The following is a 25,038-nucleotide window of genomic DNA, read 5'->3' as shown; positions in this document are numbered from 1 at the left end:
AACACGATCCATTACCCGAGACGAAGCCCGCCTTTCCGGCCGGTGACTTCGGGCCAGGACAGATCGCGCTCGAGGCCGCGCACCGCGACGAGCAAAATAGCAAAGATAGCCACAAACAAAACACCTAGTCGAAACCGAAGGCACTCTTGGGAATTTTTGCACCTTGTTTCACGAAGTCTCCTGGCGTAACCATGGTTAACGAGGATTCGTTGTTCGTAGTCTATCAATTACTTTTGAAACTTTTCCCGCCATCAGCCGGATCGGCGCAGGATGACCGCAGCGACCCGAGCGTCGAGTTCCTTCACGCTCCATGACATGCTCGAAAGGGACACGTTTCCCGTCGCCCGCTGGGCGCTTTCGCGCGTGCTCCTGATGAACGACGCCAATTTCCCCTGGCTCATCCTGGTTCCGGAAAGGCCGGGCCTGCGCGACCTGCACGACCTCCTACCGAACGACCTGGCCAAGGTCATGGACGAGATCGTACGCGCATCGCGCGCGCTGCAGGGCCTGTTCAAGCCGGACAAGATGAACGTCGCGGCGCTCGGCAACATGGTGCCGCAGCTTCATATCCATGTGATCGCGCGGTTCGATACCGACCCCGCCTGGCCGAAGCCGGTCTGGGGCGCGGTGCCGGCGAGGACCTACGAACAGGAAATCGCCGAAGAGCTGGTATCCGATCTGCGCTCGGCCTTCGCCGCTCTCTGATACCGAATCCCGCTTTCGAAGCGCAGGCGCGGCGCTATCATGCCGGCCATGCCCGATCCGTTCGAGATTCGTCCGGAAATTGCTGAAGCCGTTGCCCGCCGCCGACCCGTGGTCGCGCTCGAGTCGACGCTGATCGCGCAGGGGCTGCCCTACCCCGACAACCTGGAAACCGCCCTCGGCGCCGAGGCGCGGGTGCGCACCGCCGGCGCCCTGCCGGCGACCATCGGGATCGTCGGGGGCGGCGTCGTCGTCGGATTGAACCGCGCGGAGATCGAGGCCTTCGCCACGGGGTCCGACGTCCTCAAGGTCAGCCGGCGCGACATGGCCCGGGCGGTCGCCGCCGGCGTCATGGGCGCAACCACCGTGGCGGCCACGCTGTACGCGGCGCAGCGCGCCGGCATATCGGTTCTGGCGACCGGCGGGATCGGCGGGGTTCACCGCGGCGGCGAAGCCAGCCTGGACATCTCCGCGGACCTGATCGAACTGGGCCGCACGCCCGTGGCCGTGATCGCCTCGGGGGCCAAGTCGATACTCGACCTGCCGCGCACGCTGGAGATGCTGGAGACGCAGGGGGTCGCGGTAATCGGCTATCGCTGCGACGAGTTCCCGGCCTTCTACCTGCGCTCGAGCGGCCTCGCGCTCGAGGCCCGGGTCGACACGCCCGCCGACGCGGCGGCAATCCTGCGCGCCCAGCACGCACTCGGCCTGGGGAGCGGGACGCTGATCGCCAACCCGCCGCCCGACGGCGCCGCGCTGGATCGCGACGAGCTGGAGGCCTGGCTGGCCGAGGCGGAACGGCGCGCGGCGGCCGAGGACGTCATCGGCAAGTCCCTGACCCCCTTCCTGCTGCGGCAGCTCTTCGAGCTCAGCGGCGGGCGCACGCTCGCAGTGAACAAGGCGCTGATCGAGGCCAACGCCGCGCTCGCGGCCGAGATCGCCCGGGAGCTCGCCGCCCATGACTGATGTTGCCTTGAACGTCGGGGAGACGGCCGGTCCGCCGGCCGCCGCTGGCGCCATCTCCCCGCTCCTGCCCCAGCAGTTCGCCGCCTGGTTCAGGATGCGCGGCTGGGCGCCGCACCGCCACCAGCTGGAGATGCTCTCGGCCGCCGATGCCCAGGAGTCGGCCCTGCTGATCGCGCCGACCGGCGGCGGCAAGACCCTGGCCGGTTTCCTGCCCAGCCTGATCGAGCTCTTCCAGGCGCCCCACACCGGCCTGCACACGCTCTACGTTTCGCCGCTGAAGGCGCTTGCGGTCGACATCCATCGCAACCTGACCACGCCGATCGACGAGCTGGGTCTCGAGATCGCCTGTGAGACGCGCACCGGCGACACGCCCCAGTCCAAGCGCCAGCGGCAGCGCCGCCGGCCGCCGCAAATCCTGCTGACCACGCCCGAGTCGCTGTCGCTCCTGCTGTCCTACGCCGACGCGCCCCGGGTGTTCCAGGGCCTGCGCTGCGTGATCGTCGACGAGCTGCACGCGCTGGCCGACAACAAGCGCGGCGACCTGCTCAGCCTCGCCCTGACCCGGCTCCAGGCGCTGGCGCCGGCCTGCCGGCGGGTCGGTCTCTCGGCGACGGTGCCCCATCCCGACGCCCTGCTGGCGTGGCTCTCGGCCAGCGGCCGGACCGACCGGGAAGCACCGCGCCTGATCAAGGCGCCCGGCGGTCCCGATCCCGAGATCGATATCCTGGTGACCCGCGAGCGGCTGCCCTGGTCCGGCCATATGGCGATCCACGCGCTAGCGGAGGTCTACCAGCGGGTCCGCGAGGCCGGGACGACGCTGGTCTTCGTCAACACCCGCGCCCAGGCCGAGCTGGTCTTTCGCGCCCTGTGGCGGCTCAACGAGGACGCCCTGCCGATCGCGATGCACCACGGCAGCCTCTCGGTCGAGCAGCGGCGCAAGGTCGAGGCCGCCATGTCGGGCGGCCGGCTGCGCGCCGTGGTGGCGACCTCGTCCCTCGACCTGGGGATCGACTGGGCGGCGGTCGACCTGGTGATCCAGGTCGGCGCCCCCAAGGGCGTGTCGCGCCTGCTGCAGCGGATCGGCCGCTCGAACCACCGCCTCGACCGGCCGAGCCGGGCGCTCCTGGTGCCGGCCAACCGCTTCGAGGTGCTGGAGTGCCGGGCCGCCCTCGAAGGTCTGCGCGCCGGCACCCTCGACGGCGACCCGCCGCGCCCCGGCGGGCTTGACGTGCTGGCGCAGCACATCCTTGGCACCGCCTGCTCGCAGCCCTTTATTGCCGACGCGCTCTATCGCGAGGTCACGCGGGCCGCGCCCTACGCCGACCTCGGCCGGACCGATTTCGACGATGTGCTCGCCTTCGTGGCCGACGGCGGCTACGCCCTCGCCAACTACGAACGCTACCGCCGCCTGTCGCGCGATCCTGACGGGCGCTACCGCATCGTGTCCCAGGTGCACGCCCGCCGCTACCGCATGAACGTCGGCACCATCGTCGAGGCCCCTACTCTCAAGGTGAGGCTCAGGCGCGGGCGCTTTCTCGGCGAGGTCGAGGAGTACTTCGCCAACGGGCTGGTGCCCGGCGACACCTTCGTCTTTGCCGGCGAGCTGCTGCGCTTCGAGGGCGTGCGCGAGACCTGGGTCGAGGTGAGCCGGGCGCAGAGCGGCGACGAGCCCAAGGTGCCGGCCTTCATGGGCGGCCGCCTGCCGCTCTCGACCCACCTCGCCGACCGGGTGCGCGGCATGCTGGAAGCGCCGGCCCGCTGGGGCGCCCTGCCCGAGGCGGTCGGCGAGTGGCTGCGCCTGCAGCGCTGGCGCTCGGTCATGCCGCCGGCTGACGGCCTGCTGGTCGAGACCTTTCCGCGCGGCCACAAGCAGTTCATGGTCGCCTACTGCTTCGAGGGCCGCAACGCGCACCAGACCCTTGGGATGCTGCTGACACGGCGGATGGAGCGGGCCGGCCTCGGCCCGCTCGGCTTCGTCGCGACCGATTACGTGCTGGCGGTCTGGAGCCTCGAGGCGGTCACCGACGTGGCCGGCCTGTTTGACGAGGACATGCTGGGCGACGACCTTGAGGCCTGGATGGCCGAGTCTTCCATGCTCCGCCGGACCTTCCGCAAGGTGGCGGTGATCGCCGGACTGATCGAGCCGCGCTCACCGGGCCGTGAGAAGACCGGGCGCCAGGTCACCTTCAACGCCGATCTCATCTACGACGTGCTGCGTAAACACGAGCCTGACCACGTGCTGCTGCGCGCGACCCGGGCCGACGCCGCCGGCGGCCTGACCGACATCCGGCGCCTGGGCGACATGCTGAGCCGCGTCCGGGGCCGCATCGTGCACCGGGCCCTGGACCGCGTCTCGCCGCTCGCCGTGCCGGTTCTGCTCGAGGTCGGCAAGGAGCAGGTCTACGGCTCCGCGCTCGACGAGCTCCTGGACGAAGGGGCGCGGAGCTTGATCGAGGAGGCCACGCAACTGGACGACGACCCGCAGGCCGAGATGCCGCTATGAGCGGCGCCCTCGCGCTCCGGCTGAACGGCGCGGACCTGCTGGCGGATCGCAGCGGCGCCCTGTTCTGGCCGGCCCGGAAGACCCTAATCGTGGCCGACCTGCACCTCGAGAAGGGATCGGCCTTCGCCGAGCGCGGCCAGCTGCTGCCGCCCTACGACACGGCCGCCACCCTGGAGCGCCTGGAGGACGTGGTCACCCGGCACCGGCCCGAGCGCGTGATCGCGCTCGGCGACAGCTTTCACGACAAGCGCGCCGCGGCCAGGCTCGCGCCGCGGGACGGCGACCGTCTGCGCACCCTGACGGCGGCGCTCGACTGGACCTGGGTCTGCGGCAACCACGACCCCGCGCCGCCGGAAGACTGGGGCGGCACGGCCGTCGAAGAGGTCGTCGCCGGGCCGCTGCGCTTCCGCCACGAGGCTGAGGCCGGCCGGCCGGCGGCCGGCGAGGTCAGTGGGCACTTCCATCCCAAGGCGGCGGTCCGGCTCAAGGTCAAGCGCGTCACGGGGCGCTGCTTCGTGACCGACGGGCGGCGCCTCATCCTGCCCGCCTTCGGCGCCTATGCCGGGGGGCTCGACGTGCTCGACCCGGCGATTGCCGGGCTCCTGGTCCGACAGTTCCAGGTCTACCTGCTGGGGCGCGACGGACTTTTCCCTTTTCCCAAGTCCGCCCTCTCGCCGATCGCGTACTGATCCATCATGACCTCATCGCCAACGATCCTCTGGTTTCGGCAGGACCTCCGCCTGACCGACAACCCCGCCCTGGCCGCCGCCGTCGAGCGCGGCGCGCCGATCCTTCCGCTCTACATCCTCGACGAGGAATCGCCGAACGCCCGGCCTTTGGGCGGTGCGGCGCGCTGGTGGCTGCACCACAGCCTGGCCGCGCTCGACGCCGGGCTACGGGCGCGCGGCGCGGCCCTGATCCTGCGCCGCGGACCGGCGGCCCGGATCGTCTCGGAACTGGCCGCGGGCCACGAGGCCGGCGCCGTGTTCTGGAACCGCTGCTACGAGCCCCACACCCGCGACCGCGACGGCGGCATCAAGAGCGACCTCAAGGCCCGCGGGATCGAGGCGCGCAGCTTCAACGGCGGCAGCTTGAGAGAGCCCTGGACCATCGAGACCAAGAGCGGCGGCCCTTTCAAGGTCTACACGCCCTTCTGGCGGACCCTGCACGCCACGCTCTCCCTGCCGCCCGCCCGGCCTGCGCCCGAGACGGTCGCCGGCCTGGATAGCGAGAGCGACCCCTTGGAGTCCTGGGGCCTGCTGCCGACCGCACCCGACTGGAGCGGCGGCCTGGCCGAGACCTGGCGTCCCGGCGAAGAGGGCGCGCAGGCGCGGCTAGAGCGGTTCCTGGAGCGGACCGGATCCTACGGCGCCGAGCGCGACCGGCCCGACTGGAGCGGCACCTCGCGCCTCTCGCCCCACCTGCACTGGGGCGAGATCGGCCCGGCCCAAGTCTGGCGCGCCGTGGCCGCGCGGCACGACGCCGATCGCGCAGAGCCCTTCCTGCGCCAGCTGGCCTGGCGGGAGTTCTCGACACACCTGCTCTACCACTGGCCGACCCTGCCGGAGCGCTCCTGGAAGGAGAGCTTCGAGGATTTCCCCTGGATCGACGACGAGCCCGGTTACCGGGCCTGGTGCCGCGGCGAGACCGGCTATCCGATCGTCGACGCCGGGATGCGCGAGCTCTACGCGACCGGCTGGATGCACAACCGGGTCCGCATGATCACCGCGTCCTTCCTGATCAAGGACCTGCTGGTGCACTGGAAACGCGGCGAGGCCTGGTTTTGGGACACCCTGGTCGATGCCGACATGGCGAACAACAGCGCGTCCTGGCAGTGGGTTGCCGGCTCGGGTGCCGACGCCGCGCCCTACTTCCGCATCTTCAATCCGGTGCGCCAGGGCGAGAAGTTCGATCCCGAGGGCGCCTATATCCGCCGCTGGCTTCCCGAGCTGGCCGCCCTGCCCGACGCCCACATCCACTGCCCCTGGGAGGCGCCGGGCGATGTCCTGGCGGATGCCTCTGTCAGCCTTGGCCGGAGCTATCCCCGGCCCATGGTCGACCACGCGGCGGCCCGCAAGCGGGCGCTCGCCGCGCTGGAGACGATCAAGGGCCGCTAGAGCAGATCCGGGTTTGACTGAATCGCCGGAGGCGATCCATCCAACCCGGTGAATCTGCTCTAAACCTCTGAAATAGAGCGGATTCACATGTTTAGTTGGAAACCACGAAGTGGTTCCATCTAAACATGATCCGCTCTGGAGGCGGCGCCCGGCGTGCAGTTGGTGACGCCCATCTCGGCCAGGCTCTCGCGCACCGCGGCGAGCGCGCCCTCGATCTCGGTCTTGCCGAGCCGCCCGATGCAGCCCATGCGGAAGCTGTCGGCGACGGTCAGCTTGCCCGGATAGATGACATAGCCGCGCCGGCGCAGGCTCTCGTAGAACACCGCGAAGTCGAAGCGCGGATCGGCCGGCATGTGGAAGGTGACGATGATCGGCGCCTGCAGGCGGTCCGGCAGCAGCGTCTTGAAGCCCAGCGCCCGCATGCCCGCGACCAGGGTCCGGCAGTTCTCGCGGTAGCGCCCGCCCCGACCCTCGACGCCGCCCTCGGCCTCGAACTCCTCCAAGGCCCTGTCGAAGGCCAGGATCGCGTGGGTCGGCGGCGTGAAGCGCCACTGGCCGTTGCGCTCCATGGCGCGCCACTGGTCGTGCAGGTCGAGGCTGAGCGAAGGTGCGTTGCCCTCGGTGCTTTCCAGGGCTTCGCGCCGGGCGATACAGAAGCCGAGGCCCGGCACGCCTTCCAGGCACTTGTTGGAGGAGGCGACGACCGCGTCGAAGGCCAGGCTGCCGGCGTCGAGCGGCAGCGCGCCGAAGGCGCTCATGGAATCGATCAGGAGGCGCCGGCCGTGGCGGGCCACGACCTCGGCGATCTCGTGCAGCGGGTTGAGGATCCCCGAGGTGGTCTCGCAGTGCACCGCCGCCACGTGGCCGATCGCGCCGTCGGCCGCGAGCGCCCGGTCGAGCGCCTCGAGATCGGTCGGCGTGTCCTCGGGCACCTCCTGGGTGACGAAGGACCGGCCCAGCACGCCGCAGATCTTGGCCATGCGCGCGCCGTAGGCGCCGTTGATCAGGATCAGGACCTTGCCGTCCCGCGGCACGAAGCAGCCGAGCATGGCCTCGACCGCGAAGGTGCCGCTGCCCTGCAGGGGCACGCAGACGTGGTCGCCGGCCGCGCCGGCCGCAGTCAACAGCCGTTCCCGGACGCGGCGGTTGACGGCGATGAAGTGGGTATCGCGGGAACCGAGGTCGTGCAGCATGGCCGCCTTCACTTCGGGAGAGGTGGTCAGGGGCCCCGGCGTCAGGAGCCAGGGGTCGCCGGTCGGGGTCGCCGCGGGGTCTCGTGCCATGGGTCTCGAGCCTTCGTTATCCTGTCGATTGCTGTTGCCCAGACTAGGTTTGGGACTTTACATAATTCCAATCGATATTTTGGATATAAGGTATAGGTAAAGCCGATGAATTGGAGCCAGCTGCGCGCCTTTCATGCCGTCGCCTCGGCCGGGAGCTTCACCAAGGCCTCGGAGCGGCTCCACGTCACCCAGCCGACCCTCTCCGGCCAGGTCAAGGCCCTGGAGGAGACCTACGGCGTGCAGCTGTTCGAGCGGCGCGGCCGGGGCATCGCCGTGACCGGGCTGGGGCGCAGCCTGCTGGAGATTACGCGCCGCCTGCACAATCTGGAGGCTGACGCGGAGCAGCTGCTCTCGGCCGCGCGTGGCCTGGCCCAGGGTCAGCTCCGCGTCGGGGCGGACGCGCCCTACCACGTCGTGCCCCTGCTCGCCGCCTTCAACCGCCGACATCCGGGCATCGAGCTCTCCATCAGCTTCGGTAACTCGGAAAAGGTCCTGCAGGACCTCTTCGACCGGCGCACCGAGGTCGCCGTGCTGGCCAATCTGCGGGTCGACCAGCGGCTCTTTGCGCTGCCCTTCCGGCGCGAGCGGCTTCTGGTCTTCGTCGATCGGGGCCACGCCTGGGCCCGGCGCCGCTCGATCCGCCTGGCGGACCTCGCCGGCGAGCGGCTGGTGCTGCGCGAGCCGGGCTCGACCACCCGCGCCCTCTTCGAGACGGCGCTCGCGGAAATGTCGATCGAACCGGGCGCCGTGCTCGAGATCGGCAGCCGCGAGGGCGTGCGCGAGGCGGTCGCGGCCGGTCTCGGCGTCGGCGCGGTCTTCGAGAGCGAGTTCGCCCCGGACCGCCGGCTCCATCCGCTCGAGCTGCGCGACGCCCCGCTGGAAGCGATCGAGTACGCAGCCTGCCTGGAAGAGCGGCGGCCCCTGCGGGTGGTGCGCGCCTTCTTCGACCTGCTAAAAGAGAATGCTCCGGTCGTCTGAAACCCGACCGCGCAGGGGGTTCGCGAAAGCATGGACCTGGACTTCGCGCTCGTCGTTGCGGGCGCTTTCTTCTTCGCAGCCTTCGTGAAGGGCGTGACCGGCCTCGGCTTCATGACCACTTGCTTGCCGATCCTGGCCGCCACGATCGGACTCAAGACCGCCTTGCCCCTGGTGATCGTGCCCTCGCTGTCGAGCAACGTCATCGTGATGATCCAGGCCGGACATTTTCGCGAGACGGTCCGGCGTTTCTGGCCGCTGTTCGTGGCCGCCGCTCCCGGCCTCGTGATCGGGCTGACGCTGCTGGTCTGGATCGAGCAGGCCGAGGCGGCCGCGGTCCTAGGGCTCGTGCTCGTGGCCTATGTCGCCTTCGCCTTCGCCAATCCCCACCTCGCCCTGCCGGCCCGGCTCGAGCGGCCGCTCGCACCCCTGGTGGGTTTCCTGACCGGCACCGTCAACGGGCTCACCGGCTCCCAGGTGATGCCCGTGCTGCCCTATCTCCTCGCCCTCAAGCTCGACCCCAACCGCTTCGTCCAGGCGATCAACTGCTCCTTCACCTTCTCCAGCCTGATCATGGCCGCGGGCCTGACCCAGGTCGGGCTGATGACGCTCGAGACCGCGGTCGCCTCGGTGCTGGGGATCCTGCCGGTCTACCTCGGGATCAAGGCCGGTCGCCTGTTCGGCCAATGGCTCTCGCCGGCCATGTTCCGCAATCTGGTGTTGGTCCTGCTACTGATTCTCGGGCTCGGCCTGGCGGTGCAGGGCGTGCATTAGCCGGCCGCGGGGCCGCCGCCTTTCCCCTTGAAAGCGCCGGGAGATTGGCCTACATCCGAGCGCGATCAGAAGACGGACGACGCAAGCCCGTCCCGATCCCAGGGTTGCGAGGCGCGACGCGGTCCAACGGCGCGAGTGGACCGCGAATAACGAGACCACGAACAACGAGGCTAGCGTGTCGGAGCGGTTCCCGGGAATGACTCATCGCATCACATCGCCCTTCGAAGCCACCACCATGACTTCTCTTTCGAGCTAGTTCGGAGGAGCGCTCAGACGATGGAAAACCTGCTTGAGATCCGCGGCCTGACCAAGCGCTTCGGGCCGGTGCTCGCGGTCGACAAAGTCAGCTTCACTGTTGAGCGGGGCGAGGTTCTTGGTTTCCTGGGGCCGAACGGCGCCGGCAAGTCGACCACCATGAAGATGATTACCGGCTTCCTGGCCCCCAGCGCCGGCACCGCACTCGTGGCCGGTCACGACGTCGTCGTCGATCCGCTCGAGGCCAAGCGCCGGATCGGCTATCTGCCCGAGGGCGCGCCAGCCTACGGCGACATGACGCCGGCCAGCCTGCTCGATTTCGTCGCCGAGGTCCGCGGCCTGACCGGCGTCCGGAAGGCCGAGCGGCGCAACACGGTGATCGATCGCCTGCAGCTCGGCACGGTCCTCGAGAGGCCGATCGAGACCCTGTCCAAGGGCTTCAAGCGGCGCGTCGGCCTGGCCCAGGCCATCCTGCTCGACCCCGAGATCCTCATCCTCGACGAGCCGACCGACGGCCTCGACCCGAACCAGAAGCACGAGGTGCGAGGGCTGCTGAACGAGATGGCCGGAGACAAGGCCATCGTCATCTCGACCCACATCCTCGAGGAGGTCGAGGCGGTTTGCAGCCGCGCCATCATCATCGCCGGCGGGAAGATCGTGGCCGACGCGGAGCCCGAGGCCCTGAAGGCCCGCTCCGCGCGGCACAAGGCGGTCGCGCTGAGGCTCAAGACGGCCGATGCCGCGCGCGGCGCCGAACTGCTCAGCAAACTCGATGCCGTGACACGGGTCGAGACCGTGCGGGAGAACGGCGCCTCGACCGAGATCCTGGCCTACCCCAGCAACGGGCAGGACATCCTGGCGCCGGTCCACGGCTCCCTGGCCGAGGCCGGCGTGGAGGTCGAGGAGATCTTCCTGGAGCGCGGGCGCCTCGACGAGGTGTTCCGCCAACTCACGGCCACGGCCTAGGAGCGCCGGGACGATGCGCAATCTCTTCCTGATCTGCCGGCGCGAGCTGGTCGCCTACTTCTCGTCGCCCCTGGCCTACATCTTCATCGTCGTGTTCCTGGCGATGAGCGGCGGCTTCACCTTTTTCCTGGGCGCGTTCCTCGATCGCGGCCAGGCCAACCTGTCGCCGTTCTTCCAGTTCCATCCCTGGCTCTATCTCGTGCTGGTGCCGGCGCTCGGCATGCGGCTCTGGGCCGAAGAGCGCAAGACCGGCACAATCGAGTTCCTCATGACGCTCCCGGTCTCGACCGGACAGGCGGTCGTCGGCAAGTTCCTGGCCGCCTGGATCTTCGCCGGCATCGCTCTCGCCCTCACCTTTCCGCTCTGGATTACCGTGAACTACCTCGGCCAGCCGGACAACGGCGTGATCCTCGGCGCCTATCTGGGCAGCTGGCTGATGGCCGGCGGCTTCCTCGCCATCAGCGCCTGCATGTCGGCCCTGACCAGTAACCAGGTGATCGCCTTCGTACTGGCCGTGACGGTCTGCTTCCTGTTCATGATGAGCGGCCTCGATCTGGTCCAGGCCCTATTCCGGGGGTGGGCGCCGGAGACACTGATCGACGCCGTGGCCCGGCTCAGCTTTCTCAGCAATTTCCTGGCGATCTCCCAGGGCGTCATCGATCTGCGCAACATCGTCTTCTTTCTCTCTCTGATCGGCGTCGGCTTGTTCATCAACACGGCACTGGTCGAGATCAAGAAGGGGGCCTGAGCGACATGCTGCAACGATTGGGCGCCGTCGACCGCAACCGTCTGGCCCTCGCCTCCATCGTTCTCGCCCTGGTTTTCTTCGTCTGCGTCAACATCCTGAGCGCCAACCTGCTCAAGACAGCGCGCATCGACCTGACCGAGGAAGGCCTTTACACCGTCACCCCGGGAACCAAAGAGATCCTGCGCACGCTCGAGGAGCCGATCCGCATCCGTTTCTACCGCTCGAAGCAGATCGACCAGCTGGGCCCGGCCTTCGCCAGCCACGCCAACCGTGTGGGCGAACTGCTCGACGAGTATGGGCGGCTGTCCGGCGGCATGATGCAGGTCGAGCACTACGACCCGGAACCCTTCTCGCCGGAAGAGGATCTCGCCGTGGCCGACGGGCTCCGCGGGATCGTGATCGACGACAAGGGCACCCAGATCTTCCTGGGGCTGGTCGGCCGCAACAGCACCGACGACACCAAGGCGATCGCCTACCTAGCGCCCGAGCGCCGCAATTTCCTGGAATACGACCTGACCAGCCTGATCCACGACCTCAACCGTCCGGAGAAGCCGGTCATCGCGGTGCTCGGCGGCCTGCCGCTGCGCGGCGACCAGTTCAACCGTTTCCAGCCCTGGGCGATCCACGACTCCATGCAGGAGTCCTTCGAGGTGAGATCCCTCGAAGGCTCGATCGACGCGATCGCCGAGGATGTCCAGGTGGTGATGCTGGCGCAGCCGGGAAGCCTAGACGAGAAAACGATCTACGCGGTCGACCAGTTCATCATGAGGGGCGGCCGGGTGATGGCCTTCATCGACCCCTACACCGAGGCTACGGACCGGTCCCGGATGGGCCAGCCGCCCGCGCCCAGCGACGCGGTCGCCGTCGCCCCCCTGCTCGAGGCCTGGGGCATCGAGATCGACGGCGACACGGTGATCGGCGATCTGCGCAATTCGGTTCAGGTGCGGGCGCCGCACCAGGGCCGGGACGTGGTCACCAACTATCTGCCCTGGCTCGGCCTCAACGAGACCCATTTCGCCGCCGAGGACGTGGTCACCGGGAACCTGCGCCAGCTCAACCTGCGCAGCAGCGGCGCGATCGCCAAGCGCGAGGGCGCCGAGATCACCGTCGAACCCCTGGTCCGCAGCAGCGAGCTGGCCATGCAGATCGACGCGGACCGCGTGCGCTTCGCGCCCGACCCGGTCGGCCTGCTGAACGAGTTCCAGGGCGCCGGCCGGCCCTTCACCCTGGCCGCCCGGGTGACCGGTCCGATCAAGAGCGCCTTTCCCGACGGGCCGCCGGAGTCGGTGACGGACGAGGCGATCCGCGAAGCGCACCTGTCCGAGCCGGCGGCGCCGCTCAACGCCATCGTGGTCGCCGATGCCGACATCCTGGCCGATCAGAACTGGATCCAGAGCGGCAACCTGCTCGGCCAGAGCTTCTCCGTGCCGATTGCCAACAACGGCGACTTCACGATCAACGCCCTGGACAATCTCAGCGGCAGCCGCGGCCTGATCGAGTTGCGCGGCCGCGGGCTGCCGCTGCGCCCCTTCGTCGTGCTCGAGGTGATGGCGCGCCAGGCGGAAGAGCGCTTCCGGAGCAAGGAGCAGGACCTGCTCACCAAGATCGCCGAGACCCAGGACAAGATGCAGGAACTGCAGCGGCAGGAGCAGGAGGCGGGCATCATCCTGAGCGCCGAGCAGCAGGCCACGATCGACGACTTCCGGGACGAGATGATTCTCATGAGGCGCGAGCTGCGCGACGTGCAGCTCGCATTGCGCCAGGACGTCGAGCGGCTGCAGTCGCTGCTGCGCGCCCTCAACATCTGGGCCGTGCCGCTGCTGGTCGGTCTGGTCGCCTGCGTTCTCGCCTATCTGCGCCGCCGCCGCGCCTTCCGTTTCGAGGAGTCGGTTCATCATGCGCAGTGACGATTGCGGATCCGCAGGAGAACCCCGTCCATGAGCCCGAAGGTCTTCCTCGGCTGGCTCGCGGCGACAACGGCGACGCTGGTCGCGGCGGTCGCCGTGACCCTGTCGCAGCCCAACCCGGCGACCGTCTCCCTGGTCAACGAACCCGCCTTCCCGACGCTGCGCGCCGATCCGGATGCCGCGGCGAGGATCACGATCCGCCAGGGCGGGCTCGCGGTCACCATGGAACGGTCGGCGGACGGCGTCTGGGCCACGCAGGAGAAGGACGGCTACCCCGCCGATCCGGCAAAGCTCAGAGCGCTCCTTGTGGCCATGGCCGACATGCAACTGGTCGAACGCAAGACCGCGCGGGCCGAGGGTTTTAAGCGCCTGGAGGTCGAGGACCCGGACAGCGAGGACGCCCAGTCCCGCCAGGTCACGGTCGCGGCGGAAGACGGCACCCTGCTCGCCGAGGCCCTGTTCGGGCGCGTGGCGGAGCGCTTCACGGGCGGGCGGGACAAGGGCACCTACCTGCGCCGGCCGGGCGACGATCACGCCTGGCTGGCCGCCGGCGGGCCCGCGCTGCCGGAAGACACCATCGAGTGGCTCGCCCCCCAGATCGTGAACATCGCCAACGACACGGTCGCGACCATCGAGATCCAGCCCGAGGACGGCGAAGGCTACACGGTGCGCCGCGACCCCGAGAGCGCCGACCTGATCCTCGAGCCGCTGCCCGAGGGCAGGCAGCCGAAGAGCAGCGCTCTGAGCCGGCTGACCTCGGGCCTGGCCTTCGTCGAGCTCAACGACGTCCGTCCCAAGGCGACCTTCAACACGCCGGAGACCTATCCGCTGGCGCGCCTGACCACCGAGCAGGGGCTCGAAGTGACCGCGCGGCTGTTCAAGGACGGCGACGACACCTGGGCCGCCTTCGAGGCCCGTGCGACCGGCGCCACGGCATCGGACGACGGGTCGGCCGATCCGGCGGCCGAGGCGGCGGAGATCAACGCCCGCGTCGGCGCGTGGGTCTACCTGATCGACGGCTTCATCGTCGAGCGGCTGACTCTGCCGTTGGAAGAGCTCCTGGAGGAGGACGGCACCTCCTGACCGGCCAAGAGGCCGTCCGGATCAGGAGGCGGCGCGGGATGGCGGCTCGGAAACGCTGTCGTCGCCTGCTTGGGACAGGGGCAGCCTAAGCATGGCCCGGGTGCCCTGCCCGATCTCGCTCTCGATCGACAGCGTGCCGCCGTGGAGTTCCGCGAGACCGCGGCTGATCGCCAGACCCAGGCCGGTCCCTTCGCGCTTGCCGTAGGGATTCGATTCGTAGCGCTCGAACGGCCGCATGAGCCGGGGCAGAACCTCGGCCGGGATCCCGACGCCGTTGTCCTTGATCGAGACCTCGACGCCGTCGTCGAGCCGCCGCGAGCGAACCCAGACGGTGCCTCCGGCCGGCGTGTACTTGATGGCGTTGGAAAGCAGGTTGATCAGCACCTGGCGGATCGCCTGCTCGTCGAGCATGACCGCCGGCAGGTCGTCGTCGGTCTCGTCGATCAGCACCACCTCCGCCTCCTGGGCGGAGCCCCGGACGAGCCGGAGGGTATCCCTCACGATCAGATGGAGATCGTCGAAACTGAAGGTCAGTTCGTAGCGTCCCGCGTCGATCCGCGAGAGATCGAGAAGCCGGTTCACCAGGCGCAGCAGGTGATGCCCGCTGTTCAGAATGTCCCGCGCGTACTCGGCGTGGCCGTCCCAGTCGCCGGCGGGAGGCTTCTGAAGCAATTCGGCGAAGCCGATGATGGTATGCAGCGGCGTTCTCAGTTCGTGGCTGATGTTGCGTAGGAAGTTCGCCTTGGCCCTGTTGGCGTGCTCGACCTCGTCATTGGCCAGGCTCAGCGCCTCGGCCATGCCGACGGCGTCGACCGCCTGCTGCTCGAGCTTGTGCTGCACCATTTCAAGCTCGTTGATGGTCTCCTCCAGGGTGGCGCCGCGCAGGATCAGCGCCTGCTCCCTGTTCTTCAGATCGGTGATGTCGGTGAACACGGTGGCCGTGCCCCCGTCCCGGATCCGCCGCTCGCGCGACATCATCCAACGGCCGTCCTGAAGCTGGAAAACGTAGCTGCCAACCGGCCGGACGTGCTGCTCGCCCCAGTTGTCGAGCATATAGCCGACCGCCACGTCGTCTCCGTCCATGGCCGATTTGGCCAGGACCGCCGCGGTGTCGTGGAACGTGGTGCCGATCTCAGGCCGGTTCTGCTCGGGAAAGAGATCGAAGAACAGCTGGTTACCTAGATAGAGCTGGTCCTGCTGGTTCCAGAGCGCGAGCCCGTCGGCCGCGCCGTCGAGAAAGTCCCGCAGCCGAAGGTCGGACTGCTTGAGGTCGGTGACATCCTGCCAGAGGGAGATCAGCCCGAGCCCCTTGACCGGCCGGTCCTTGACCTCGATCCAGCGGCCGTCGGTCAGCCGCTCGATGGTCGGGCGCGGCGGCATCTCGAAGCGCCGCGCCATGCGCCGCTCGATCCAGGCCTCCGGATCCTTGATGACCTCCTCGCCCGCGATCTCGCCACCCTCGACGATCATCTCGAGGATCTCGCCATAGGTCATGCCGACCAGCTGCTCGACGGTCTCGAAACTCCGGTAGACGTAGCGGAAATGTTCGTTGCAATAGATCAGGCGATCTTCGGTATCGAACAGGGCGATGCCGGTCCGCAGGGCGTCCAGCGCCCCGAAAACCATCTCGCAAATGCGGCTATCCTCGCTCGAAGCCATTGGCACAGAGCAATATCCGATCTCTGCCCGATCCTCGGCGGTGCGATCCCCGCGCTTGCGGCAAACCACGGAACCGAGACCACTTATCCCAGTCGACGACGTATAAGATTTCGATCTTAGGCAGCGAACCGTTAATGAGAGCTAATGAGATATAACTATTCTATTAATACTAATTTTGGTTGCGAAGCCCGTGATCGAATGGGGAGCCAGGATCCGCCCGCGATTTAACTTGCGCGGCGCGCGTGCTTCGAGGCTTGCTTGGCGGGTCGCCCGCCCGATGCTCCCGGAGAGACAGGCATGAACCCCGAGCTCTATTTCGCTTTCGTCGCCGCCACCGCCGTCATGATCATGCTGCCCGGGCCGAGTGTCATGCTGACGGTCGCGCACGGCATGGCCTTCGGTCCGCGTGGGGGCCTGATTACGCTGATTGGCATCGTCAGCGGCATCTCGCTTCAGCTCGCGATAACGCTGGTCGGCATGACCTCCTTCATGATTTTCATGACCGAGTGGTTCGAGATCCTGCGCTGGGCCGGCGTCGCCTATCTCGTCTATCTGGGAATCCAGCAGTGGCGCGCCGATCCGACCGCGCCGGACCTGCCGAACGGGTCCGGGAGCTCGCCCCGGTCCCGCTTTCTCCAGGGGTTGGTGATCACCGTCATGAACCCCAAGAGCATGATCTTTCTCGCGGCCTTCTTTCCCCAGTTCATCGACCCGGCGGTTCCGCTGTCTGTTCAGCTGCCGGTCCTGAGTGTGACCTTTGTCGCCATCGCCTTCGTCTTCACCGGTCTCTGGCTGATCCCGGCGGGCCAAGCCGCCCGCTGGTTCCGCGGCGCGAGCCGGGCGCGCTGGCGCAACCGGATCACGGGATCGCTGATTCTCGGGGCTGGCGTCGGACTGGCCCTGGCGCGCCGTGGCTGAGCGGGGCGACGGCTCAGAGCGTGGCGCCGGGACTCTCGAGCCCGTAACGACTCAGTTGGTCGGTAATGAAATCATAGGCTTGGTCGATAGAATCCGTACGGAACATGAGATCGATATCGCGGACGTCGATCGTCCCGTGGTCTGCCAAGGCGTCGAAATCTACGACCTCGGACCAGTAGCGTTCGCCGAACAGGATGATCGGCATGTGCTTGCGGATCTTCCTGGTCTGCACCAGCGTCAGCAGCTCGAAGAGCTCGTCGAGGGTTCCGAAGCCGCCGGGCATGACGACGACGGCCTTGGCCAGATAGGCGAACCAGAACTTGCGCATGAAGAAGTAGTGGAAGTTCAGGGCGAGTTCGCGGGTTATGTAGTGGTTCTCCGGCTCCTCCAGGGGCAAGGCGATGCCGAGGCCCATGTTAATGCCCTTGGCTTCCGAGGCGCCGCGATTGGCCGCCTCCATGATGCCGGGACCGCCGCCGCTGCAGACCACGAAGCGCCGCTCGGTCTCGTCCAGCGCCTTGGACCACTCGGTCAGGCGACGGGAAAGCTCGCGGGTCGCCTCGTAGTAGGCCGAAAGCGCCAGCCGCTTCTCCGCACGCGCGGTGTCGCCGCCACCGGCGCGGGCCGTTTCCAGCTCGGCCTCCGCCTGCTCCTTCGAAATGATCCGCGACGAGCCGAAGAACACGATGGTATCGTCGATCTTGTAGCGCTCGAAACGGCTGCGCGGTTCCAAGTATTCGCCCAGGATCCGCAACGGCCGGGCATCGGGCGAGTCGAGGAACGCGTTGCTCGCGAAGCTCTTGGCCGGACGCTCGTTATCTCCGCTCATGCTTCAACCACTCGAAAGCTGATCGACAAAGGGGACGGGGACGTGCCAGAGGATCGTTCCCGCACAGTGGGTGTGGATGCGGATCGCCCAATGGCCAAGTGGAGTTAACCATACAAGGGTTACATAATCCTGACCACAACCTTTACTTGCATAGACTCCTCACAAGGCGCCAATCGTGATAGCCTCTGGCGTTCTTGTCGGGATAGGCGACATGATCGAGATCATGATCGAACGCTGGGTCAATCGCGACGGCAGCACCGACCACGTGTGGTCCCTGTGGGAGAACGGCACGCGCATTCAGATCGGCAACAGGCACAGTGACGCCGACAACGCCGAGACCGAGGCCCTGGACTTCTGCCGCGAGACCCTGAGGGCGGAGCCCGATCGCATTTCCCGTCTCTGAGGTCAGGAACCGCCCCGCGGCGCCGTCGCGCCCGGTCACCCGAGCCATCCGGATTGGCGGGCCAGGGCCAGCAGGATGAAGGCCGCGACGCCGCCGAGCACGCCCGGCAGGACCCGTTTGCGCCAGAGGAAGAACACGGCGAAGGCGAAGGCCGTTGCGGCGAGGCGGTCGGACAAGGGTGTCTCGGCCAGCACGCCCATGGGCATGATGATCATGCGCGCGATCAAGCCCGAGACCATGGCGTAGGAAACGCAGCTTACCCATTGAAAAATAGCGCTTTCGGGATCGATGCGTGCGGAGAACACGACACCGAGGGCGCGCCAGAAAAAGGTCGCGGCGATGCCCAGCAGCACGACCGGCCACGCGCCCAGCTCGCCCGCCACGCTCACGCCCTCCCCTTGGTCGCCCTGAAGGCGAAGAACGCCACCGTGCCCGCGACGAGGCCGGTGGCGAGCACACCCCAGTCGGGCGAAACGAGGTGCAGCAGGGGACCGGTCACCGCGCCGATGACCAGCGCGTAGGCGATCATCCGTCCGCGCATGCCGGCGAACAGCAGGGCGAAGAAGATCGGGTTCAGATAGACCAGGCCGACCGTCACCGGCCTAGGCAAGACATCGCCGGTCTCATAGCCGATCGCCGTGCCGATCACCGCCGCCGTGATGCAGATCGCGGCGAACAGCATGTAGTAGAGCCGCCGGTGCCGGCCGGAAAGCCCCGGCCCTTCGCGCAGCGCCGCGGCCCAGGTGTTGATCGACATGAGCTGGACCAGACCGAACAGCCAGGCCTGGTGCTTCAGTCCGCGCCGGATCATCGGCAGGAAAGCCACCGCCATGGGCAGGAACCGCGCATTGGCCAGCGAAGAGGCCATGACCACGGCCGCCGTCTCGGCCCCGGCGGCGTAGAGCTCGGCCAGCACGAGCTGTCCCGGCAGGCCCCAGACGCCCGCTGTGGTCACGACGGCCATCCAGAACCCGAAGCCGCTCTCGCGGGCCAACGCGCCGAACCCCATCATGCTGGTCAGCAAGACGAGGGATGGCAGGCCCAGCGCCTGGCTCAGGGCGCGGCGGACGACCGACGCGGTGTCTACCGCGCTGGCGGAGTCGTCGCTTGCTCGATCGGAAATGCCCTGCCCCTCCACCGACCCGGAACGCGAGGAGGCCGCTGTTCCGCGCGGCCCGCCCGACGAATTCTTAAGAGGCTCTCGGCGTCTTGCAAGGTCGGGCGGAGTGGTGGGACCAGCGGCCAGCGGCACTGGCACCCCGCCTCTCGGTCGCCTCCCCGGCGCGGCCCGACAAAAAATTTGACAATTCGTCCCGGTTCTTGGTTCCTACGCGGGCCCAGGCCCGGGGCGCGTCACAAAGGTGGTGCGCCACCGCGACGGCTGGTGCAGAGTGAGACAGAGATCGGCGGCGTTCGAGACGCCAGCCCGACAAAAGAAACGGAACGACAGGGAGAAGGATAGTGATGCGTCAGAAGCTTCGCGTTGGCGGCGTTCTCGCCGCGGCCCTCGTCGGTTTCGGGTTGGCGATGCCTGCCCAGGCCAGCGAGGACAACCTGCCGGCGATGATGGAGAAGCCCGGCGGCTTTCCCGAGCGGCCGCTCACCATGATCGTGCCCTACGGTCCCGGCGGCGGTTCGGGCCAAGTGTCCCGCGCCATGATCGAAGGCGTCAAGGACGTCACGGGGCAGGACATCACGCCCGATTACAAGCCGGGCGGCTCGGGCATGGTCGGCCTCAAGACCTACATGGCAGCGCCGGCCGACGGCTACACGGTGCTAGAGCACATCGACGACGCGACCAGCGCCTACGCGATCGGCAAGAGCAAGGTCCACCCGGCCAACGATCTGATCCCGCTGGTCATCTCGCAGATCACCTTCAGCCAGATCTACATCCGGAAGAGCGAGACGCGCTTCACCGACTGGAACTCCTACGTGGCCTACGTCAAGGCCCAGGGCGGCAAGTCGACCATCGCCAACGTTTCGGGCGAAGGCTCGATGGAGCGGATCAACATGAACCGGATCGCCGACCACTTCGGCTTCAAGGTGCAGCAGATCAGCTTCGACAAGGGCGCGCCGCGCTACGGCGCGCTCAAGGGGGGTCAGGTCGACGCCCTGTTCGAGCAGCCGGGCGACGTGCGCGGCTTCCTGGAGAGCGGCGACTTCAAGCCGATCCTGACGCTCCTTAAGGAACGTCCGCCGGCATTCCCGGACACCCCCTCGATGACCGATGTCGGGCTGACCTTCACGCCGCTGATGCGGTTCCGCGGCTTCTACGTCCACAAGAACGCCCCGCCCGAGCGGGTCAAGTGGCTCCAGTGGGCCTTCCAGAAGGGCTTCTATACGCCGAGCTATCAGGCCTTCAACAAGAAGAAGTTCATGGATCTGATCCCGAGCTTCCGGGACACCGAAGGGGCTCGGCAGCTGATCAACGAGACCATGGAGATCTACCGGAAAACCTACAAGGAGATGGGGCTGATCTAGGCCCTCGACCCCGTCATGTCTGACGGTCCAGCGGCTCCGGCGGGGCACCCCGCCGGAGCCGGCTTCAAGGAAGGGTTTCCATGGGTAGATTGACCCTCGGCCAGTGGTTCGAGGTCGCCATCTGGTTGGCTGTCGCCGGGATCGCCTACCGCTACACCTTCGAGTTCGACCGCGACGTGGAGATGTACCGCTTCGGCGCGGACGGCTGGCCCCGACTCTTGATCCTGTTCATCTTCCTCGCCGCGATCGGACAGTTCATCCAGGACCTGCGGGGCAATGAGGTCGGAACGGGGCCCGGCTTCCTCGATTCCTTCGCCGACCAAGGTCCGGCCTTCGTGCTGCGCATGGGGCTGACGCTTGCGTTGCCCCTGGTCTACGCCTCCCTGCTCCAGGGCATGGGCTTCTACTTCCTGACACCCTTCTTCCTGGCGGGCTACCTCTTCCTGACCGGCGAACGCCGGGTGGTACCTCTGATCTTCTTTCCGCTCGGGATTTTTACCGTGATCACCCTGATCTTCACCCGCCTGCTCTACGTGGGGCTGCCGACGGGCTACTGGCCCGGCTTCTACGACTTCGGCAACTGGTTCGTCGTGCTCGTGCGCGGCCTCTAGGAAACGCGGGGTCAAGGGTCACTCATGGAACAGTTCCTTGCCGGCGCGCTTACCCTGGTCAGCAGCCCGCTCAGCATCGGTATCTTCTTCGCCGGTCTGATCGGCGGCCTCCTGTTCGGCGCCATCCCGGGCGTTTCCATGCTGACCCTGGCGGCGATCTTCCTGCCCTTCTCCGGCCTGCTCGAGGCGACCGACGCGATCATGTTCTACTCGGTGCTCTACTGTTCGGGCACCTACGGCGGCGCGGTCACGGCCATCCTGTTCAACATCCCCGGCGCCCCAGAGAACGCGCCGACCGCGTTCGACGGCTACCCCATGACCAAGCAGGGCCTGGGGGGCAAGGCGATCGGTGCCGCCGTTCTCTGCTCCGCACTGGGCGGTACCTGCTCGGTGATCCTGATGATGCTGGCGACTCCCCTGCTGGCAGACATTGCGGTCAGCTACTTCGGACCGCCGGAGATCTTCGCCCTGGTCTTCTTCGGCATCGCGGTCGCCTCCTCGGTCGGCGCCCAGACGCTTTGGAAGGGCTGGCTTTCGGTTCTGCTCGGCCTGCTCCTGGCGACCGTCGGGCTCGATCCAGTCGCGGGGATCGAGCGCTACACCTTCGATTTCGTCTATCTCCTGGCCGGTCTCCACTTTATTCCCGTCATCCTGGGCTTCTTCGCGGTCGCCGAGGTGCTGGTGCAGGCCGAGCGCCGAGTGCGCGGCGCCTACGACATGCCCAAGTTCGTGACCTCCTTTCCATCCTGGCTCGAGTTCTGGCGGCTCAGGTTCGCCGTCGCCCGCTCGGTCGTCCTCGGCTTCTTCTCCGGCATCCTGCCCGGCATCGGCGCGACCCTCGCCGCTTTCCTCAGTTACAACGAGGCGGTGCGCTGGTCCAAGAACAAGGAGAACTTCGGCAAGGGCGAACTGGAGGGGGTGGTAGCATCGGAGACCGCAAACAACGCCGCGACCGGCGCCGCCATGATCCCGCTCCTGGCGCTCGGCCTACCGGGCGGCGCCCTGACCGCCATGATGGTCGGCGTCTTCCAGATGCACGACATCGAGCCGGGCCCACTGGTCTTCATCAACACGGCGGATCTGGTGTGGGTCGTCTTCGCGGCCATGTTCTTCGCCAACATCGCCATCCTGGTGCTCGGCGTCTTCGAGACCAAGACGGTGCTGCACCTGCTGCGGATCCCCTTCGAATTCCTCGCGCCGGCGATCCTCCTGCTGGCCACGGTCGGCGCCTACGCCGTGCGCAACCTAGTGATGGACATCGGCGTCATGTTCGCGGCCGGCATACTCGCCTTCTTCCTGCGCCGCACCGGCTACTCGATTCCGGGAATCGTTCTCGGCCTGATCCTGGGCAAGCTCGGCGAGCAGAACTTCGCCCAGGCCATGCAGTTGGTCAGCTACGACTTCGTCGAGTTCGGCAGCCGTCCGATCGTCGCCGTCCTGCTGACGGCGAGCGTCCTGACCATTTTAGCCAACGTCTATCGCGCGCTGTCGGGAAAGCGCCGCTCGGTCGAGCTCTGACCGGAGCCGCTGGCCGAGACGGCAGCGGCGCCCGGATCGCGGCGAGGCGGAGAGAGCTGGGCGGGGTGCAGGAGAACGCGGACCGGCCTGTGCATGCCTGAGATCGATCCCCTCGCCCTTGGCATCGTCGTCTCCGCAATGGTCCTGGGCGGCGCGGTCAAGGGCATGGTGGGCATCGGCCTGCCCGCTGTCGCGCTCGCGCTCATGTCTCAGTTCCTGGAGCCGTCGCTCAGCCTGCCCCTGCTCTGCTTCCCGATCCTCGCGACCAACCTGTGGCAGGCGGTCCACGCCGGCCGGGTGCTCGAACCGCTGCGACGCTTCTGGCCTATGATCCTGTTCCTGCTGGTGACGCTGTGGTGGAGCGCCCGCCTCGCAGCCGGGTTCGATGCCGAGGCGCTCTACGGCCTGATCGGCGTCGCCATGATGGTCTTCACCACGACCAGCCTGTTCACGCCCCACCTCGTCGTCTCCGAGCGGACCGGACGCGTGCTCGGACCGGTGGCGGGAGCTCTCGGCGGCTTTCTGGGCGGCATCTCGACGATATGGGGACCGCCGATGATGATGTATTTCGTTCTCCTGCGGCTCGACAAAGAGGCCTTCATCCGCGCGACAGGCCTGGTCTGGTTCGTCGCCTCGATACCGCTCGTCTTCGGCTACATCCAGAACGGCTTCCTGAACGCCACGACCGCACCGCTTTCCGCCCTGGCTACGGTGCCCGCCTTCGGCGGGATCTGGCTCGGCCTCTTGCTGCGCCGGCGGGTCAATCAGGAGGTTTTTCGCAAGGTACTCTTGGTTGCGATCTTCCTGCTCGGCCTCAACCTGCTTCGACGCGCTCTGTTCTAAAACGGTGAAATTCATGCCAACCTATGCGTTTCCTTTACCCTTCCGGACCGATCCTGCGTTGCAAACCCACCTCGTTTCGGCCCTTGTTTGGCCACAAGACCTCGCTCACATAGTCTGATAAGCCCAGAGACCGCCGTTTTGCCCATACCTCGCCTCGTGAGGATCGGCCCTGCCGAGAGCGGCGAGGAACGGAAGAGAGGCCTCCACCATGCAGACCCTCCACGAAACGAAACGCCAGGTCCGCGACAATCTCAGCTTCATCCGTCGGGCGATCCGGCGCCCCGGAAGCATCGGCGCGGTCATGCCCAGCGGCAAGAGCCTGGCCGGAGCCATGGCGGCCGAGGTCGATCTTGCGGCGCCGGGCCCCGTCGTCGAACTGGGCGGCGGCACGGGAAACATTACCTCCGCCCTGCTCGACCGAGGCATTCCGGCGCGCGATCTCGTCGTCATCGAACGGGAGCCTGACCTGTGCCAGGTCATCGCCCGGCGTTTCCCCCAACTCCGCGTGCTGCAAGGCAACGCCACCCGCCTCGGCCGACTTCTGCGCAACGAGCGCGTGCCGCCGGTCAAGGCCGTGGTTTCGGGCCTGCCGCTGCTCTCGATACCCAAGCGGATCGAAGAGTCGGTCATCGCCCAGGCCTTCTCGGTTCTCGACGATGATGGGATCTTCATTCAATTCACCTACGGCCCCCTCGCTCCGATCGGGCGCGCGGTGACGAACGCCCAGCACCTGGTCGGCCAGAGATCGGAATGGGTGCTCGACAACATGCCGCCGGCCGCCGTCTGGGTCTACCGCCGCCGACCGATCGGCGAAGCCCTGAAACACGCCGGTTAGAATTCTCCGATCCCTGATCGGCCGGCGCTGGCCCCGCCTCGGAAGAGGCCCGCGCGATCGGCAGCGGCGGTCACCACAAAATTGACTCTTTCGTTTGATAGGCATCTCTTCAACAGCTTGTCCGGGAAAGATGAGGCGCGATAGAAGGCAGGAATGGACCGCCCAGCCCATGGGCCCCATGGGAGTGCACAGGTGAAGCAACTCTGGTCATCGGTGTCGCACTGGCTGTCGTCTCTCCGGCCGGACCGGGTCCGGGAAGAGCCGGTGGAGATCCAAGCCGGCATGTCCTTTGCCCGGATGATCGCGTCGAACGTGACCGAGACGGCCGAGGTCAACGAGGTGGTCATGGACAGCTCCGGCATCCCACACATCCGCTTCACCGTCTGGGTCCGCGATCAGAACGGCTTGCACGACGAGGGCACGCGAATGCTCTCACAGAGCTCGTTCCTCAACACCTATCACAAGCTGCGCTGAGCGCTAGAGCAGTTCCGGGTTTGACTGAATCGCCGGAGGCGATCCATCAAGCCCGGTGAATCTGCTCTAAACCTTCGATGTAGAGCGGATTCACATGTTTAGTTGAGACCACGAAGTGGTCCCATCTAAACATGATCCGCTCTAGGGCCTGTTGACACTCACGTCGAGTTCCTGGTCCGAGTGAAATC

General features: G+C 67.4%; 24 protein-coding genes. 19 read left to right on the top strand and 5 right to left on the bottom strand.

Annotation, left to right across the window (positions count from 1 at the left end):
• Positions 1 to 270: 270 nt before the first annotated feature.
• The 5 genes from QNJ67_00285 (at position 271) to QNJ67_00265 (ending at position 6,288) form a co-directional block, all read left to right on the top strand.
• Positions 271 to 705 carry an HIT family protein gene (locus QNJ67_00285; protein ID MDJ0607385.1) on the top strand — a complete coding sequence of 145 codons (435 nt, stop codon included), beginning with the start codon at positions 271 to 273 and terminating at the stop codon, positions 703 to 705.
• A 48-nt stretch (positions 706 to 753) separates the two neighbouring features.
• Positions 754 to 1,668, top strand: coding sequence for a pseudouridine-5'-phosphate glycosidase (locus tag QNJ67_00280; GenBank protein ID MDJ0607384.1), 915 nt, complete (start codon positions 754 to 756; stop codon positions 1,666 to 1,668).
• Between the two features lie 94 nt (positions 1,669 to 1,762).
• Positions 1,763 to 4,171 (top strand): ligase-associated DNA damage response DEXH box helicase, encoded by a 2,409-nt coding sequence (locus tag QNJ67_00275; protein MDJ0607383.1) that lies wholly within the window; start codon positions 1,763 to 1,765, stop codon positions 4,169 to 4,171.
• Entirely contained in the window at positions 4,168 to 4,860 is a 693-nt protein-coding gene (gene pdeM / locus QNJ67_00270) for a ligase-associated DNA damage response endonuclease PdeM (GenBank protein ID MDJ0607382.1), read from the top strand. The genes QNJ67_00275 and pdeM overlap by 4 nt, the downstream gene beginning before the upstream one ends.
• A 6-nt stretch (positions 4,861 to 4,866) precedes the next feature.
• A complete protein-coding gene (locus QNJ67_00265) occupies positions 4,867 to 6,288 on the top strand; it encodes a deoxyribodipyrimidine photo-lyase (GenBank protein MDJ0607381.1) in 1,422 nt (473 codons plus the stop codon).
• A gap of 119 nt (positions 6,289 to 6,407) precedes the next feature.
• On the opposite strand, the gene QNJ67_00260 is transcribed toward QNJ67_00265, so the two are convergent.
• Positions 6,408 to 7,571, bottom strand: a complete 1,164-nt coding sequence (locus tag QNJ67_00260) for a 2-aminoethylphosphonate--pyruvate transaminase (GenBank protein MDJ0607380.1) — start codon at positions 7,569 to 7,571, stop codon at positions 6,408 to 6,410.
• A 105-nt stretch (positions 7,572 to 7,676) separates the two neighbouring features.
• Here QNJ67_00260 and QNJ67_00255 point away from each other — a divergent pair, with 105 nt between their 5' ends.
• The 6 genes from QNJ67_00255 (at position 7,677) to QNJ67_00230 (ending at position 14,279) form a co-directional block, all read left to right on the top strand.
• Positions 7,677 to 8,549: a LysR substrate-binding domain-containing protein gene (locus QNJ67_00255; GenBank protein ID MDJ0607379.1), complete on the top strand. Its 873-nt coding sequence runs from the start codon at positions 7,677 to 7,679 to the stop codon at positions 8,547 to 8,549.
• A gap of 30 nt (positions 8,550 to 8,579) precedes the next feature.
• Complete coding sequence (locus tag QNJ67_00250; GenBank protein MDJ0607378.1) at positions 8,580 to 9,320, top strand: sulfite exporter TauE/SafE family protein; 741 nt, start codon at positions 8,580 to 8,582, stop codon at positions 9,318 to 9,320.
• A gap of 276 nt (positions 9,321 to 9,596) precedes the next feature.
• Complete coding sequence (locus QNJ67_00245; GenBank protein MDJ0607377.1) at positions 9,597 to 10,541, top strand: ABC transporter ATP-binding protein; 945 nt, start codon at positions 9,597 to 9,599, stop codon at positions 10,539 to 10,541.
• A 13-nt stretch (positions 10,542 to 10,554) separates the two neighbouring features.
• A complete protein-coding gene (locus QNJ67_00240) occupies positions 10,555 to 11,289 on the top strand; it encodes an ABC transporter permease subunit (protein ID MDJ0607376.1) in 735 nt (244 codons plus the stop codon).
• Between the two features lie 5 nt (positions 11,290 to 11,294).
• Complete coding sequence (locus tag QNJ67_00235; protein MDJ0607375.1) at positions 11,295 to 13,196, top strand: Gldg family protein; 1,902 nt, start codon at positions 11,295 to 11,297, stop codon at positions 13,194 to 13,196.
• A gap of 30 nt (positions 13,197 to 13,226) precedes the next feature.
• The gene (locus QNJ67_00230; protein ID MDJ0607374.1) at positions 13,227 to 14,279 is read left to right on the top strand and encodes a DUF4340 domain-containing protein; all 1,053 of its coding nucleotides are present in this window, start codon (positions 13,227 to 13,229) and stop codon (positions 14,277 to 14,279) included.
• 21 nt (positions 14,280 to 14,300) lie between these two features.
• Here the strand turns inward: QNJ67_00230 and QNJ67_00225 are convergent, their stop codons facing one another.
• The gene (locus QNJ67_00225) at positions 14,301 to 15,905 is read right to left on the bottom strand and encodes a PAS-domain containing protein (GenBank protein ID MDJ0607373.1); all 1,605 of its coding nucleotides are present in this window, start codon (positions 15,903 to 15,905) and stop codon (positions 14,301 to 14,303) included.
• Between the two features lie 330 nt (positions 15,906 to 16,235).
• Between QNJ67_00225 and QNJ67_00220 the strand changes: the two genes are divergently transcribed.
• Positions 16,236 to 16,856, top strand: coding sequence for a LysE family translocator (locus QNJ67_00220; GenBank protein ID MDJ0607372.1), 621 nt, complete (start codon positions 16,236 to 16,238; stop codon positions 16,854 to 16,856).
• 13 nt (positions 16,857 to 16,869) lie between these two features.
• On the opposite strand, the gene QNJ67_00215 is transcribed toward QNJ67_00220, so the two are convergent.
• Positions 16,870 to 17,685 carry an LOG family protein gene (locus QNJ67_00215; protein MDJ0607371.1) on the bottom strand — a complete coding sequence of 272 codons (816 nt, stop codon included), beginning with the start codon at positions 17,683 to 17,685 and terminating at the stop codon, positions 16,870 to 16,872.
• Positions 17,686 to 17,896: 211 nt separating this feature from the next.
• Here QNJ67_00215 and QNJ67_00210 point away from each other — a divergent pair, with 211 nt between their 5' ends.
• Positions 17,897 to 18,088 carry a hypothetical protein gene (locus QNJ67_00210; GenBank protein MDJ0607370.1) on the top strand — a complete coding sequence of 64 codons (192 nt, stop codon included), beginning with the start codon at positions 17,897 to 17,899 and terminating at the stop codon, positions 18,086 to 18,088.
• A 35-nt stretch (positions 18,089 to 18,123) separates the two neighbouring features.
• Here the strand turns inward: QNJ67_00210 and QNJ67_00205 are convergent, their stop codons facing one another.
• Together QNJ67_00205 and QNJ67_00200 are read right to left on the bottom strand one after the other, a co-directional pair.
• Positions 18,124 to 18,477 carry an AzlD domain-containing protein gene (locus QNJ67_00205; protein ID MDJ0607369.1) on the bottom strand — a complete coding sequence of 118 codons (354 nt, stop codon included), beginning with the start codon at positions 18,475 to 18,477 and terminating at the stop codon, positions 18,124 to 18,126.
• A complete protein-coding gene (locus QNJ67_00200; protein MDJ0607368.1) occupies positions 18,474 to 19,226 on the bottom strand; it encodes an AzlC family ABC transporter permease in 753 nt (250 codons plus the stop codon). The genes QNJ67_00205 and QNJ67_00200 overlap by 4 nt, the downstream gene beginning before the upstream one ends.
• 326 nt (positions 19,227 to 19,552) lie before the next feature.
• Between QNJ67_00200 and QNJ67_00195 the strand changes: the two genes are divergently transcribed.
• The 6 genes from QNJ67_00195 to QNJ67_00170 all read left to right on the top strand — a co-directional run bounded on the left by QNJ67_00195 (position 19,553) and on the right by QNJ67_00170 (position 24,850).
• Positions 19,553 to 20,569: a tripartite tricarboxylate transporter substrate binding protein gene (locus QNJ67_00195; GenBank protein MDJ0607367.1), complete on the top strand. Its 1,017-nt coding sequence runs from the start codon at positions 19,553 to 19,555 to the stop codon at positions 20,567 to 20,569.
• Between the two features lie 80 nt (positions 20,570 to 20,649).
• A complete protein-coding gene (locus tag QNJ67_00190) occupies positions 20,650 to 21,180 on the top strand; it encodes a tripartite tricarboxylate transporter TctB family protein (GenBank protein MDJ0607366.1) in 531 nt (176 codons plus the stop codon).
• A 24-nt stretch (positions 21,181 to 21,204) separates the two neighbouring features.
• Positions 21,205 to 22,698 carry a tripartite tricarboxylate transporter permease gene (locus QNJ67_00185; protein ID MDJ0607365.1) on the top strand — a complete coding sequence of 498 codons (1,494 nt, stop codon included), beginning with the start codon at positions 21,205 to 21,207 and terminating at the stop codon, positions 22,696 to 22,698.
• Between the two features lie 93 nt (positions 22,699 to 22,791).
• Positions 22,792 to 23,541, top strand: coding sequence for a sulfite exporter TauE/SafE family protein (locus QNJ67_00180; GenBank protein MDJ0607364.1), 750 nt, complete (start codon positions 22,792 to 22,794; stop codon positions 23,539 to 23,541).
• Positions 23,542 to 23,749: 208 nt separating this feature from the next.
• Positions 23,750 to 24,376 (top strand): ribose ABC transporter permease, encoded by a 627-nt coding sequence (locus tag QNJ67_00175; protein MDJ0607363.1) that lies wholly within the window; start codon positions 23,750 to 23,752, stop codon positions 24,374 to 24,376.
• Positions 24,377 to 24,568: 192 nt separating this feature from the next.
• Complete coding sequence (locus tag QNJ67_00170; GenBank protein MDJ0607362.1) at positions 24,569 to 24,850, top strand: hypothetical protein; 282 nt, start codon at positions 24,569 to 24,571, stop codon at positions 24,848 to 24,850.
• Positions 24,851 to 25,038 lie beyond the last annotated feature (188 nt).

This window comes from Kiloniellales bacterium, from assembly GCA_030064845.1.
GTDB lineage: Bacteria > Pseudomonadota > Alphaproteobacteria > Kiloniellales > JAKSDN01 > JASJEC01.
Note: the sequence above shows the minus strand (reverse complement) of the source record. Positions and strands in the feature narration are given on the sequence as shown.